Origin of the sequence: Sphingobacterium sp. T2 (assembly GCF_000814685.1) — a bacterium.
Classification (GTDB): domain Bacteria; phylum Bacteroidota; class Bacteroidia; order Sphingobacteriales; family Sphingobacteriaceae; genus Sphingobacterium; species Sphingobacterium thermophilum.
On the sequence record NZ_JXAC01000138.1, the window covers coordinates 1 to 13,601 of the forward strand.

The 13,601-nt window shown below is 37.3% G+C and carries 14 protein-coding genes and 1 pseudogene; all 15 read right to left on the bottom strand.

All coding sequences use genetic code 11. The features are described 5' to 3' along the window. A pseudogene (locus SD31_RS09545) lies at positions 1-857 on the bottom strand (IS3 family transposase); the annotation flags it as partial. A 358-nt stretch (positions 858-1,215) separates the two neighbouring features. Further along, the gene (locus SD31_RS09555) at positions 1,216-1,740 is read right to left on the bottom strand and encodes a GNAT family N-acetyltransferase (RefSeq protein ID WP_039053961.1); all 525 of its coding nucleotides are present in this window, start codon (positions 1,738-1,740) and stop codon (positions 1,216-1,218) included. Between the two features lie 72 nt (positions 1,741-1,812). After that, positions 1,813-2,022 carry a hypothetical protein gene (locus SD31_RS16645; protein WP_156138302.1) on the bottom strand — a complete coding sequence of 70 codons (210 nt, stop codon included), beginning with the start codon at positions 2,020-2,022 and terminating at the stop codon, positions 1,813-1,815. Between the two features lie 8 nt (positions 2,023-2,030). Then, a complete protein-coding gene (locus tag SD31_RS17440; RefSeq protein ID WP_197053648.1) occupies positions 2,031-2,420 on the bottom strand; it encodes a type I restriction-modification enzyme R subunit C-terminal domain-containing protein in 390 nt (129 codons plus the stop codon). After that, complete coding sequence (hsdR, locus tag SD31_RS09560) at positions 2,401-4,416, bottom strand: EcoAI/FtnUII family type I restriction enzme subunit R (RefSeq protein ID WP_197053644.1); 2,016 nt, start codon at positions 4,414-4,416, stop codon at positions 2,401-2,403. Before hsdR ends, SD31_RS17440 begins: the two co-directional genes overlap by 20 nt. Then, on the bottom strand, positions 4,413-5,414 hold the full coding sequence (locus SD31_RS09565; RefSeq protein ID WP_039053962.1) for a hypothetical protein: 1,002 nt from the start codon (positions 5,412-5,414) through the stop codon (positions 4,413-4,415). Before SD31_RS09565 ends, hsdR begins: the two co-directional genes overlap by 4 nt. 387 nt (positions 5,415-5,801) lie before the next feature. After that, on the bottom strand, positions 5,802-6,518 hold the full coding sequence (locus SD31_RS09570; RefSeq protein ID WP_039053963.1) for an ATP-binding protein: 717 nt from the start codon (positions 6,516-6,518) through the stop codon (positions 5,802-5,804). A 19-nt stretch (positions 6,519-6,537) separates the two neighbouring features. Beyond that, positions 6,538-7,755: a restriction endonuclease subunit S gene (locus SD31_RS09575; protein ID WP_197053645.1), complete on the bottom strand. Its 1,218-nt coding sequence runs from the start codon at positions 7,753-7,755 to the stop codon at positions 6,538-6,540. Between the two features lie 49 nt (positions 7,756-7,804). Beyond that, complete coding sequence (locus SD31_RS09580) at positions 7,805-8,179, bottom strand: GxxExxY protein (protein ID WP_082021901.1); 375 nt, start codon at positions 8,177-8,179, stop codon at positions 7,805-7,807. 36 nt (positions 8,180-8,215) lie between these two features. Further along, positions 8,216-9,685: an N-6 DNA methylase gene (locus SD31_RS09585; RefSeq protein WP_039053965.1), complete on the bottom strand. Its 1,470-nt coding sequence runs from the start codon at positions 9,683-9,685 to the stop codon at positions 8,216-8,218. Positions 9,686-9,699: 14 nt separating this feature from the next. Continuing rightward, positions 9,700-9,843: a hypothetical protein gene (locus tag SD31_RS17445; RefSeq protein ID WP_197053646.1), complete on the bottom strand. Its 144-nt coding sequence runs from the start codon at positions 9,841-9,843 to the stop codon at positions 9,700-9,702. Between the two features lie 169 nt (positions 9,844-10,012). Beyond that, the gene (locus tag SD31_RS21290) at positions 10,013-10,114 is read right to left on the bottom strand and encodes a hypothetical protein (protein WP_410528251.1); all 102 of its coding nucleotides are present in this window, start codon (positions 10,112-10,114) and stop codon (positions 10,013-10,015) included. Next, the gene (locus tag SD31_RS09590; RefSeq protein ID WP_197053647.1) at positions 10,098-11,273 is read right to left on the bottom strand and encodes a DUF6161 domain-containing protein; all 1,176 of its coding nucleotides are present in this window, start codon (positions 11,271-11,273) and stop codon (positions 10,098-10,100) included. Before SD31_RS09590 ends, SD31_RS21290 begins: the two co-directional genes overlap by 17 nt. Positions 11,274-11,438: 165 nt before the next feature. After that, entirely contained in the window at positions 11,439-12,446 is a 1,008-nt protein-coding gene (locus tag SD31_RS09595; RefSeq protein WP_039053967.1) for a hypothetical protein, read from the bottom strand. 115 nt (positions 12,447-12,561) lie between these two features. Beyond that, entirely contained in the window at positions 12,562-13,242 is a 681-nt protein-coding gene (locus SD31_RS09600; protein ID WP_082021902.1) for a Type 1 glutamine amidotransferase-like domain-containing protein, read from the bottom strand. Positions 13,243-13,601: the final 359 nt, after the last annotated feature.

Genomic DNA, 13,601 nt, shown 5'->3' on the forward strand with positions numbered 1-13,601 from the left:
TATGCCGTTGACCACACTCCATTCCCTTAAAAGCTGGGATATGAACTCCGGGCCGTTGTCCATTCTGATTTTCCCGGGCTTGCCCCTACGTTTAATCAGATGGTTCAGCACCCAAACCACCCGCGAACTGCGCAGGGAATAATCCACTTCGATATGCAGTGCTTCCCTGTTGAAATCGTCCATCACGTTGAAAGAACGGAATCTGCGGCCATTGCTCAGTGCGTCGCTCATAAAGTCCACCGACCAGGTATCATTGGGCAACATGGGCTTGGTCAGGGGCTGTTTTACCCTTTGAGGCAATCGCCGCTTTGCTTTCCTCCTGATGTTCAGTCCAATGAGCTTGTATACCCGGTGGACGCGCTTGTGGTTCCAGCAATGGCCTTCCCGGCGCAATCTCCTGAACGCTTTCCAGAAACCCTCACGCGGAAAATCTTCCGCCTTCTTTCTTAAAGCGGACTCCACCTGGCTATCATCGCGTGTACTGACATAATAGTAACAGGTCTTGCTCAATCCCAACACCCGGCACGCCCTGCTGATGCCTTTCCCTGACTCCATCAATTCCTGAGCAATCTGTTTCTTCTGGCAGGGCTTCAAAGCTTTTTTGCGATCACCTCCTTGGCCGCCTCTAAGTCCAGGGCAAGCTCCGCGTACATCCGCTTAAGCTTGCGGTTCTCCTCTTCCAGTTCCTTCACCCGCTTTAGCTCGCTGCCGTCAAGGCCACCGTATCGCTGTCGCCATTTGTAAAAGGAGGCAGGACTGACACCATGTTCGCGAGTGATTTCCTGAACGCTTTTCCCTCCCTCGAACTCTTTAAGGATCTTACTGATCTGCTCCGGTCTGAATCGTTTACCTTTCATAATATACTGTTAAAGTTATCAATCATTTTCTATTCTCTAACAGTCTTTTTTTCGGGGAAGCTTACAGGATACCTTAGCCAAGTCGTCAAGGTTTAATTGAGCATCAATGTTTTCGTCTATATAATCAAAAACTTTATTGAGCCGTTCTATATAATGGATTTTATTTTTTTCATTAGGATTCATTTTAGTTGAGCTTTTTTAGCTTGTTGCTAACGTTTCGGGGCTTGGCGTTCGGGCGGGATTTATTGCAAAAAAGTTCAGCCTTGCACCAATGCCAAATTTATAACAAAAAGCCCAAGTTTACACATCAGCCCGCCTGACGCAAAACCCGTGTTAGCGGCTGCCTTTTTTGCGTTGTTTAATTCGTTAGTTTTAGTTTCATCATAATGTCTGTTTGTTCATCATTTCCAAGTTTGAAAATATGTTTATCAAACTCTTCAAATCCATTTTTCTTATAAAAATTAATTGCTCTAAGATTTTCTTCCCAAACTCCTAACCAAACATAATCAACCTTTTTCTCTTCTGCTATTTTCAACGCTTTTTCGAATAGAAGTTGTCCAACTTTTTTTCCGTGAAATTCTTTTAAAACGTAAATTCTCTCAATTTCAAGAGCTTTTGGGTCTCTCAATTCTGTTTGCGCATCTCCAAAATTTAATTTTAAATAGCCCAAAATATTTGCTCCTTCTTTCGCGAAATAGAATAGTGAATTTTTATCATTAAATTCTGTTGTAATTTTCTCAAGAGAAAAATTTTCGCTGAGATAATTATTCATATCATTTTCAGAATTTGACGCTGAAAAAGTTTCTGAGAATGTTAGTTTGCAAATTCTTTGTAAATCTTGTATTTCATCAGGTCTAACTTCAGTAATTATAATTGATTCCATTTTTAACGCAATATTTTTTTAAGATTACAGCTAACGGTCAAGTATAAGAGCAGTAGCGGATTTCAAGGCGATTCACTGTCCGCCACCACCAAAGTTTATTAAATGTACAGACCTTGATTTTACCACTTCACCCGCTATTGCTCTTATACAATGTTGTATGCCCGTGCTTTTTCTTCGTCCGTGCGTTGGGGCAGACATGCTCTTTTGCAAGCTTTGGTCTGTGCGTTGGCTTGTGCGGCTTGCAAATGTGCATGGCTGCGAAGGGTTGGCTGATATGTGCATTGTCTTTGTCATATCGCTACTCTTTTGTCATACAAATAAATCTGGAAACCGATAAACGTGTTTCTGATTGTTGCAATGTCGCCAAGTTCTTTTTTAGCGTCTGCAATTGCGTGATATTTCAATACAAGCAAATCACCGATTTTGGTTTCATCCAGTTCGTCAACACCTTGTTTTACATACTGATTTAAAACGAAGTTTAAAAACTCTTGTTGCTTAAGGTCGTAGTTGTTCAAGTAAATTTTAGCCCGTTCAGCTCTGTCTTTACGTTCCAAAATATTGGAATTGAAAGCGATATATGCCAGTACATCATACAAGTCGCTGTTTTCGGCATTTAGTAATTTTTGAAATTCTGTCAACTGTTGCTTAGTAAAACCCTTTTCAGAAAGTTCCTCTAGCAGTTTTTTTCTTCGTGTCGGGTTTACTCCATATTTCTCTTAATTCATCTTCATTTTTGAACAATTCAGGCAATGTTCCATAAATGGATTCCAGAAATTCTGCAGCCGATATCGGTCTGCCTTCCGGACTCCAAAAAGATGTACTAATCATGTGCTGAAACTGACGCACCTTTCCATCTGCCAATTTCACTTTTATCATTCGTCTTGGTGGATTGTCGCAACGACAATAAGAGTAGCCACAAACAGGACAAGGTTCGGGCGGTGGTTCTTGAGCACATATGCAAGGTCTGTTTCCGCAAACATCACAAGGTTGTGGCTGAGGTCTTGGTGTGGGTGTTTCAGGTTCTTCGGGTTCTCCGTCCCATTCAGGGTCGCTGAAATGATGATGTGCTTTTACAAAGTCATAAATTGTGAAGTAATCTTTTCCTTCAAACAATCTTGTTCCACGTCCAATGATTTGTTTAAACTCAATCATGGAGTTCACAGGACGAAGTAAAACAATGTTTCTCACCTCGGGAGCATCTACTCCTGTACTTAACTTCTGTGAAGTGGTGAGAATGGTCGGAATGCTTTTCTCGTTGTCCTGAAAATCTCTTAAATGTTGTTCCCCCAATTTTCCGTCATGTGCCGTAACTCTGTGGCAGTAATTAGGGTTTTTAGACGTAGCATATTGATTAATCAAATCCCGAACTGCCAAAGCGTGTAATTGTGTAGCGCAGAAAACCAAAGTCTTTTCGTTTTGGTTTATTAGGCTCATAAATATCTTTACCCGATACTCTTCTCGTTCCTTAATCTCGATGATGCGGTTCATTTCCGCTTCGGTGTATCGTTTGCCTTCTTCGATTTCGCCTTCCAATACGGTATCGTCAGGGGTGAATATATATTCATCGATGGTGGTGTCAATTTGTTTGACTTTAAAAGGCGTTAGGAATCCGTCATTGATTCCTTCTTTGAGTGAGTACACATAAACCGGTTCTCCAAAGTAGTTGTAGGTATCGGCGTTGATGGTTCGTTTGGGCGTTGCCGTCAAACCAAGCTGAACGGCAGGGCTGAAATATTCCATAATGGCACGCCAGCTGCTTTCGTCATTGGCTCCGCCACGGTGGCACTCGTCGATAATGATGAAATCAAAAAAGTCTTTTGGGTATTCGCCAAAATAAGGGGTATCGTTTGGCCCGCTCATAAAGGTTTGGAAAATGGTAAAAAACACACTTCCGTTTTTCGGCACTCTGCCTTTTTTCTTGATATCACTTGGACTGATGCGCACTAACGCATCTTCTTCAAATGCAGAAAAAGCGTTGAATGCCTGATCGGCCAAAATATTTCTATCGGCTAAGAATAAAATTCTTGGGCTTCTTTGGCCGTCTTTCTGGATGTTCCATTTTGCGTGAAACAATTTCCAAGCTATCTGAAAGGCAATGGCAGTTTTTCCTGTTCCTGTGGCGAGGGTTAATAATATACGTTGTCTGCCGTCAGCAACGGCTTCCAAAACTTTTGTAATAGCATTTTCCTGATAATATCGTGGTTGCCAGGTACCGCCACGGTCTTCAAACGGGATGGAAAGTAACTTATCGCGCCAATAGGCTGTTTGGGGTTTGCTTTGGTTTTCTTCCCCAAAAGTCATTTCCCACAATTCATCGGGCGTAGGATAGGAAGATACTTCTCCTTCCTGTCCTTCCTGCATATCGATGCGGTAGATCTGTAAACCATTGGTGCTGAACGTAAACCTAACCTTTAACCTTTCCGCATAACTTTTAGCCTGTGCAACCCCTTCTGTGTAGTGCTTATCACGCGACTTGGCTTCTATAACCGCCAGGTTTCTGTTTTTGTATTGCAATACATAGTCGGCTTTGTCCGGGCGGGAACGTTGCCCGTGACCAATTAAACGACCTTTGTTGATCGGAAAGTCCATACGGATGCGACTTCCTTCTACAACGCCCCATCCTGCAGCCTTTAAGGCAGGGTCTATAAATTCTGCTCTGGTTTCGGTTTCGTTCATTTTAGTTTATCTATAAAGATTTTGTTTCTCAACTTTGCTCTTTCTAATAATGTCGAATACTTGATAATTTCAGTGTAAAGCGACCCATCTTTCCTTCCAAATTTCCCGACAATTCTTTTATATGGTCTATATATATAACCCAGGTTCGGAGCATTTATAAAATCTGAATCATTGTCAATTACATCATCTGGGTCAATGCTTTCACCAATTAAATATCCATAAAAAGTATTGAACTTAAGTGTATCTATAGATAGGTTATTTATTAAGGAAGCATATCTATTAATTTGATTTAAATGATCTGAAATGTTTTCTTCAGGAGCCTTTAACTCAATTATTATACACTTGGCTTCAGCGGGAAAAAGTAAAATGTCTGTGCGTTTTAATTTTGCATCACCACCTTGCTTTTTTCTGTACTCTTCTTCCTCCACTGTAAGGTTTTCTTTCAGAATTTTTGTGCCTTCAAATTCTATTTGACCTAAAAGTCCTTCTGAAATCCCTTTGAAATAAATGTATTCCTCATTAACCAACCAAAGGTCGCTATTCATTGGGTCATTTGTACTTTGCTGAAATATAAGATTGTGTAATACATCCTCGTCAATTCTTCCACCATTTTTCAGCTTGTTCGTTTCACTATCAAGAATCTTCTGAAAAAGTTCAAGAACAAGTTTTCTCCTCGCAACATAATGAGTTAATGCTCTTTTATTTTGAAGTGGTATTGTTTTTACAAGTTCGTCTACAGCTTTTTTTAATTCTTCCTGATATGTTGGCTCGGTGGGATCTAAATTTTCTACTTTGTCAACGGATTTCTTGATGGCTGCATCCATTGAAGCTGCCTTTTTAGCTTCTGCTTCATAAAATTTTTTCAAAATATCTGTTTCACTATCATTAATTGAAACAGATATTTCCCTTGCAGTATTGTCATCAAGCAAAAACATTTCTTTTAGTTTTGCAAAATCTTCTTGATGCTTTTGCTTTACCTCTTCGATTTCAGGATACATTTCATTAATTGAACTGTTTACTTCTTCCTGAATATCTTCAATGAGTATTTCTTCTTGATTTGAAAATAATTCTTTCTCAAATGATTCTTTAGTTGGAATATTTAAAACGCCTCTTAAATTTAGTTATCTCTTTCATTCAATAAAATTAACTCGTATACTAAAAACAATGTATTTATTTTCCTTTTACTATATCGTTCGCAGCGAGGCTTTGTAGTGTCACATTAGATTCTTCAATTACTTCGCCTTTCGAGACTAAGTTTAACTTGTTTTCTTTTAATAGGTTTTTGGAAATTTTGAAAGCATCGATAATAAAGTCTTCTGCCTTATCAGTTTTGGCTATTCCATTAGTGGTTTTTTTTGAATATTTTATTTGTAATAGTTTTTGTTTTATTCAATGTTTGGTATATCAGATTGAGAAATAGTTGATTTATCTTTCAATTCTGATTGAACATAAAACTCTATTTTAATTTCTGGGAGTTTTGTTTTATTGTAGCAGAAATAATGAATATATTTTTCGAGAAGTTTTTTCTTCAAAATCTTGTCAGTTAACTCATCATATACCTTACTATTTTCCAAAAGTGAATTGAAAGTTATTGTGGTGCCAGTAATGCATGAACTACTCTTTTTGCAAGAGATATGTTTTACCAAAGCATTATGCTTAATAAATTCGTGCTTCTTCGATACGATAAATTCTCTCTCAAAGAATTCACCACCTTGCTCAAAAATGCTTTCAATCCTTGTTGAATCAAAAAAATGAACATATTGAATTCTACCCGATCCTAAGTTTTTATAGTTTTTTCTATTATCTCTGAAGGTATTAAACCGTTCAAACTGTTCCTCGTTAAATCCAATTCCATTATCAATAATAGACAAACTTGAAAAACTATAGCTTTCAGGAATGGTAGTTTCAGACGCGAAAATTTTAATTATTATTTCTCCCTTATGATTTGTATCAATTTTTTGCTTATCTCTAATAGCTTCAATCGAGTTCGTAAATGCTTCAAAAATTGGCTGTAATGTCGTACCTGATTTTGGGACATCTTTTCTTATAATTTCAGGCCAAAATAGACCATTACGAATGATATATTGATTGTCTTGATACATATTCTAATCTATTTTCAGTTTACAATTCACCTGAGAAAGCCTTCTGTAAAATGCTCTTTTTCAACTCCTCCAAATTATCAATTTTTTTCTGATACAGCGCTTCCAATTTTTGAGTTTCAGCTCGCAGTGCATCTAATTGACGGACGATGGTTTGTTGTTCTTCGAGTGGTGGTAGTGGAAAAGGTATTCCTTCAATTAAACTAAAACTTATTGCGGGCATTGCTGCACCATTCATTGTTGCTTTAATGGCATTTTGGAATAGTGGTGAGCGAAGAAAAATGAATAAAAAATCATTTGTAAGTTTACCCGTTGATTTGGGAATAACTCTGAATAAATTGTTTGCCAAAGCTCCTTCCAAACCACGACAAACGAACCCAGTTGATGCGCCATATCTTACAAGTGCTACGTCATCAGTGTTTAAAATATACTTTTCGCCTGGAAAATCAATATACCTTGGGGGTTCATTACCTTGAGTGTAATCAACAATTCTTAAAAATCTCACTTGATTTTCACCTTTTGTTTCACTTTGAAGTTTTACATCTCTTTGAATACCTTGAGTGAAAACACATAATTCACCTAAAGTTCTAACTTCCCAACCATCACCTTTTTTTCCTTGCCCTGAGCGTGTCGAAGGGTCAAACACCTCCTGCAAATAACTTTCAAAAAGTTCTTTGGCGTTTTTGAGGTTTTGTTCGGCATTGGCTTTTGCCTTTTCAATGGCGGCAAAGGCTTTATCTAAAATGGAAACAATGCGTTGTTGTTCGTGGAGAGATTTCGGGTAAGAAATTTCTATCGGGTTTAACGATTGCCTTGTGATTTGTGGCTGTGCTGCACCTGTAATCGTTCTTGACAAATCAACACCACCACGAAACAAGTATTCTAAAAACTTCAAATCAATAGTATGGTCTTTGGGTCTAACAACCATAGCGTTACCATTTATCCAAGATTTAGGTTCGCTAATATTCACAGAACCACAAGTTGCACCCCTACAAGTAATTAGTAATTGAGGTTCTTCGTGATTGTATTTATCATATTTCCCAATAATTCCATTAGCTCCAAATACAGGATACTGTCCATCATCAACCATTTCCTTTGTTGAAATAGTTTTGGGCTGATACATTTCGCAGACTTCCCCCAACTTCTTTATTTCCCAACCTTGCTTCATATTGTCTGAACCTTGATTTTCAAGATTCGCTTGATGGCTTGATTTTATATTTTGTACTTTTTTTTTAATCATGGTAATTCTTTAATTCTTTTGAATCATGGTTCAAGACTTTACTTATGATTCAAGACTTTTTGTTATTGTGAACTCTTTTAAACTGTAAGCTTTTCGCTCCAAAATTTATTAAAAGTCCGATTTCTAAATTGTATGCTTCCAAATAGTTCATAGCCTGAGCCATATGCACATCTTCTAAATTGATAACCGCTTTTATCTCCACCATTATTTTGTCTTCCACAAAAAAATCAACCCGCCTGGTTCCCACATCATAGCCTTTGTACTGTAATGGCATTTCTTGCTCCCTAACGAAATGGATATTTTGCATTTGCATCTCAATGGCTAAGGCTCGTTGATAAATAACTTCTTGAAAGCCATTGCCTAAGTGCTTATGCACTTCCATAGCCGCCCCAATGATTTTATGTGTAAGCTCTTGTTCTTTCATCACTACTGAATTAACAAGCATTCTTAAATAAATCAATCAATCATGCAATCCAATAATCCTACTAATCATGGTTCGGACATTTTCGGCTTCTTTATCGAGCATCTCCATTTCTGCTAAAATCTCCTGTGGTGAGCGGAGCTTGACTTCCTCTTTCTTATTGGGATTTTTCACACTGAGGTCGTAGGTGCTCGTGTCTATGTCTGCAATGTCGATTATCCAGCTTTTCTCAGAAACGGTCTTTTCCTTTTGCAGTTGTATGAATTCCTGCATATCCGCATCGTTGAGCGGGTTGGTTTTGCCTAAGGTTCTACCCGGGTCGAGCTGGTAATACCAGATTTTTTGGGTCGGTTCGCCTTTGGTGAAAAACAAGACTACCGTTTTTACACCTGCCCCCAAGAATGTCCCTCCCGGCATATCCAAAATGGTGTGCAGGTTGCAGCTTTCCAATAAATACTTGCGCAATGAAATAGACGCATTGTCGGTATTGCTCAAAAATGTGTTCTTGATAACGATACCTGCTCGTCCGCCTGCTTTCAGACTTTTGATAAAATGCTGTAAGAATAAAAAAGCGGTTTCGCTGGTTTTGATATCGAAGTTTTGTTGTACTTCTTTTCGTTCCTTACCGCCAAATGGAGGATTGGCTAGGATAACGTGGTAACGGTCTTTCTCCTGAATGTCTCTGATGTTTTCCGTCAGCGTATTGGTGTGAATGATGTTTGGCGCTTCGATGCCGTGCAAAATCATATTCATCACCCCAATGATGTAGGCCAGGTTCTTTTTCTCTTTTCCGTAAAAGGTTTCTTCCTGAAGGATTTTCAGATTTTTGGTCGTCTTCTCCATACGCTCATACATATAGGCGTATGCTTCACACAAGAAGCCCGCACTACCACATGCGGCATCATAGACCTTTTCGCCAATCTGTGGGTTCACCACTTCAATCATGGCACGAATCAAAGGACGTGGGGTGTAGTACTGACCTCCATTGCGTCCGGCATTGCCCATGTTTTTGATTTTGGTTTCGTACAAGTGGCTGAGTTCGTGCTTGTCCTTGGAACTACCAAAAGGTAGTTCGTCCACCATTTCTATAATTTCACGCAGGTTGTAACCGCTTTTTACTTTGTTTTTCAGCTCACTGAAAATCTCCCCGATTTTATATTCAATCGTTTTGGGGTTGTCGATGGCTTTTTGTTTGAAACTTGCCAAGTAGGGGAAAAGTTTATTATCGACATACTGAACCAAGTCAGGTCCAGTCATGGCTTTGTGGTGGTCAAGTTTTCCGTCTGCTGTTTTAGGCATTGCCCAATTAGGCCAACGGAATTGCTCGTCCAAAATGTATTGATACGCTCTTCCTTCCAAAGCAGCTTCGTCTGCTTTTTCACTTTCCAATTGGTCAAGGTAACGCAAGAACAAAACCCAAGAAGTTTGTTCAATGTAGTCGAGTTCGCTGTCTGCCCCTGCGTCCTTGTAAAGTATGTCGTCTATGTTTTTAAAAGTCTGTTCAAACATGTTGTCTTTTTATTTCAATTTATAGGTTTCAAAGTTAATATTCTCGTTGGTGCGTTGGCAGAAAATGGCTCTTTTGGTTTTGCTGAAGGGTCGGCTTGTGGGAGGGGCAAAACCAAATGTGCCATTTGTGCGGTTGGTGTTTTTTTCTGTTTGTTCATTGTTGCACTGTCGGTCTGTTAGGGTTGCTTCTAACGTTTTGGCGCTTGGCGCAGTGGCGGATTTCGGAGCACTAAACTGTCAATACACCACAAAAGTTGATGCGAGGGAGAATGTTTAATTCACCACTTTACCCGCCATTGAGCCAAACGCCTGTTGGTGGCTGGTGTTCTATTGTCTTGATATAATTTTTCCAATCGTCTCACTCGGCATTGTTGGTGAAGAATCATCTTTCAAAAGTCCTGTTTCTGCCCTGCTAAAAAGTGATTGCATTATTAATTTGTCTATCCTTTTCGTCAACTTTTGAGTCTTTGAGCAAGGACAAATAAAAATATGTCAAAGTATGTCTTTCTTCACAGTCACGAGATAAATGAAATGAGCTAAACATAAATTTTGTCAAAACACGAATAGCATAGGCAATAAACGAAATCAAAGTTATATAGATAATTGACCATCTTATTGCTGCACTTCTATCATTACCAAACCAAGATTTATAGATTTGTTCTGGAGCTGTCCAAAGTATTTCTGCCAAAGACCAACAGGTGATACCAACAAGGACAATTATAAGTGTAAGTGCTATCCATCCTTGTGTTTTCAATTTATTTGCTCTGTCGTTCCAATATTTAGCTGGTTCTTCAAGTTTCAGTTTTTCACGATAAGTTTCTTCTAGTTCTTTTACTCTTTGTGTTGTTGGGTCATACCAATTTTGCCATTTCGTTGTTTTAATATCGTCAAACCAAGTGCTGAATTGCGAGTCTTTTTCAGCCTTTAGTTCGTCAATTTTCTTTATAAACTCTTCATATTTATCATTTGCGTTTTTGATATGGTCAACAACGACTTTTTCGGATTCAGATAAATACTTTTGAAAGTCGTTACGGATTTTTGAAATTGATGATTTTTCAGCATTTCTTCTTTCAACAATTTCAGAAGTATCTTTTTGGCTAAATTCATAGGCCAACAATGCTCCAAAAAATGAATCTTTATTATTGATATTAAAATTATTACCAATGAGAAAAATATATGCACCTTGAAAATATCGTGGGCTTTCCTTATGAACCTTTATTAAGAATTCTGTCTCAGGAATATTGTATGGTAATGGGAAATTATTTGTGCTAGTAAAAAGTCTTTGCACATTTCTCCAATAACTTGTCAAATTGCTGCCAGCTTGATTGTGATAATTATTAAGAAATTGAATTATAGAAGCTTTTAATTGGTTGAAATATGTCTTAGAATTTTCCAGTTCTCTTGGTAAAGACGTTTCAATTTTATTCCAGCCGTCAATTTGTTGATTTATATATTCATAAATTGCAGTCAAGCCAACTACTTTTTGATTCACACCAACGTAATTAAAATTGAAAGTCACAGAAATGTTCTTAAACCAATCTGGGTCTGTAGTCTCTGCTATTTTCTTCTTAAATTCTGTATTAGTCATTACGTTATTTTGTTTATGTTTCGTTCGTTTTACACTTGCCACCAACGTTTTGGCGCTTGGCGCAGTGGCGGATTTCGGAGAACGTCACTGTCAACCAAGCACAAACTTTGATAGAAGCACTGCACTTGATTTAACCACGTCAGCCCCCATTGCGGCAAACGGCTGTTAGCTGCTGGGTATTTGTCCTCTAATGTTGTCAATTTCGTCAATAATGTTTTGAATGTCATTGTTTATTTTTTCAAACAAGTCATTAAAAGTTAATCTTTCAATTTTTTCATATTGATACTTAAAAGAATCACCATAGTTTAGGTAGGGCTTCTTTCCTCTACCTGAAAATGTATTGTTTAGGAACAAGTTATTTCCAATTAAATTTTCTGCGAATTTTCCTGCTTTCTTTCCAATTACGAATTTTCTGTATTGTATATCCTCAATTTGAACTCCTAACTTATAGCCGTCTTGTAAGTCTATAACAAAGTCAATGGTTGCTTTTTGATTGTTGATGCTGTATGCTGTTGATACGTTATGAGTGTTTGATTTGGAAAAATGGATTAGTAAGTGACTTGCTCGTAATTTCTGATAGCCTTCCCAAAGTTTTATTTCGTTTAGTTTTCCGTATAAAACTTTGTTTAATGAAATTGCAAAATCGTATTCCTGTCTTATTTCCAACTGTTCCGATAATTCGGATAAATTAAATGTAAACTGTTTGTAGTCCGATATTAAGTTTTGGTAGTAAGGGTCATTAGTGAATTTGCTAGGCTCAATAGATTCAGAAATAGTTCTATACGTTTTGACAATCCAACCTTCAAATGACAAGTCATTTGTCCAAAATAAAGTTGTTAGCACAAAATCAATATCAGATTTTCCAAATGATTGTTTAATTCGTTCAAGTTGTGATGACGTTGGAAAATCTTTAACCTTATTTTCTATTACAATTTTGTCTTCCACATACAAGTCAACACTAGCTTTGAATTCTCCGTTACTTTGGTTGTGTTCTCGTTTGAAAGTGATGTCGTTAGTTATTGACTTGTCACTAAAAAGTTTTGCCGTTTCAATTTTATTTAAAGTCGATAACCAAAACCAAAAATTTGAGTGGAATAACTCTCTTGAAGAAAGGAAAAGATAAAATAGAGGACTTGCTTTAAGTTTTTCTATTGTCGTGTCGATATTGTTCATTTTTCTTAGTGTGTCGTTGTTTTACCTTGCAGCTAACGTTTTGCGACTTGGCGAAGGCGGGGATTTTAGCACTGTCGCCCAATAGAAATACCACAGTTTAAATTTAGTAAAAAGTTCATTCGAAGCCGTTCAGCCTCGCTTTTGGCAATACCTTGTTGTGTGCAGTTATTTTTATTTTATTTACCCTTTTATTAGTTTTTTCATTATTCTTAAATTCTATTACTTGTGAATTGCTAATCGGAATTAATGGGATTTTATTATGGTATTCTTTGTAAATATTTTCAATGTGTTCAGCAAATGGTTCGTTGCCATAATGTGGTAAAGGGTAAAAATCAATAAGACCTAAACCTGAATAATTTTTTAGTTCTGCTGCTTTTGTTTTGTCATCAACTTGCTCAATATATTCAATGTTTTTTGACAGAATAACACTTCCAGCTGAGGCTCCAATATACATCTTTCCATTTTTAATTTGCTCAGAAATTAGCTTGTCTGCTTTAGATTTTTTGAGTTCTTGAAGTAAATAAAATGTGTTTCCTCCTGAAACATAAATAAAATCGTTTTGGGATAATATTTGAGCAATTTCTTTTTCAGTTTTTTGCTCAATATTTAATACATCTACAAATATTCCAAGTTCAATAAACGCATTTTTATCATTTTCGACATAGCCAGCGTATTCTTCAACAAGACTTGCAGTAGGAATGAAAGTGACTGTTTTACCCTTAAGTTCTTCTCCACAAAAATCAGTAAGATATTTTGCTACGTCACAAAAAGAAGAAGATAAGAATAGTTTTTTCATTTTTTGTACTCTCGGTTTTATAATTGCACACAACTCTCAAATATACTCAATAATCTTCTTTACAAAAAAAACCAATAATTCTCTGTTTTGCCATAAATATTTGTTTGTAAGGGGCTTCACTTTATGGTTGTGCGATTTTATCCATTGCGCATTTTGTATAACTTTCTTAGATTTGCTTTATTAGGTAATACAAAAATGCGCAGTATGAAAGCTAWTTGATTTTTTCCGKTTTTCGGCTTTCCGGGAAGGTAGGTCATAATGATTCGGTCGGTTCAATTTGGGTGGCAATTTCAAATGATCGACCGGGCAAAGATTTGATTTGGTTCAAATCGCTGAAAGGTAGGTGGAGCAGGTCTAAA

Bases quoted from the DNA above. Each gene is read 5' to 3' on its own strand.
- SD31_RS09585 (WP_039053965.1), bottom strand. From the start codon at position 9,685: ATGTTTGAACAGACTTTTAAAAACATAGACGACATACTTTACAAGGAC.
- SD31_RS21290 (WP_410528251.1), bottom strand. From the start codon at position 10,114: ATGCAATCACTTTTTAGCAGGGCAGAAACAGGACTTTTGAAAGATGAT.
- SD31_RS16645 (WP_156138302.1), bottom strand. From the start codon at position 2,022: ATGCACATATCAGCCAACCCTTCGCAGCCATGCACATTTGCAAGCCGC.
- SD31_RS09565 (WP_039053962.1), bottom strand. From the start codon at position 5,414: ATGTATCCTGAAATCGAAGAGGTAAAGCAAAAGCATCAAGAAGATTTT.
- SD31_RS09590 (WP_197053647.1), bottom strand. From the start codon at position 11,273: ATGACTAATACAGAATTTAAGAAGAAAATAGCAGAGACTACAGACCCA.
- SD31_RS09570 (WP_039053963.1), bottom strand. From the start codon at position 6,518: ATGTATCAAGACAATCAATATATCATTCGTAATGGTCTATTTTGGCCT.
- SD31_RS09580 (WP_082021901.1), bottom strand. From the start codon at position 8,179: ATGAAAGAACAAGAGCTTACACATAAAATCATTGGGGCGGCTATGGAA.
- SD31_RS09575 (WP_197053645.1), bottom strand. From the start codon at position 7,755: ATGATTAAAAAAAAAGTACAAAATATAAAATCAAGCCATCAAGCGAAT.
- SD31_RS09600 (WP_082021902.1), bottom strand. From the start codon at position 13,242: ATGAAAAAACTATTCTTATCTTCTTCTTTTTGTGACGTAGCAAAATAT.
- SD31_RS17445 (WP_197053646.1), bottom strand. From the start codon at position 9,843: ATGAACAAACAGAAAAAAACACCAACCGCACAAATGGCACATTTGGTT.
- hsdR (WP_197053644.1), bottom strand. From the start codon at position 4,416: ATGAACGAAACCGAAACCAGAGCAGAATTTATAGACCCTGCCTTAAAG.
- SD31_RS09595 (WP_039053967.1), bottom strand. From the start codon at position 12,446: ATGAACAATATCGACACGACAATAGAAAAACTTAAAGCAAGTCCTCTA.
- SD31_RS09555 (WP_039053961.1), bottom strand. From the start codon at position 1,740: ATGGAATCAATTATAATTACTGAAGTTAGACCTGATGAAATACAAGAT.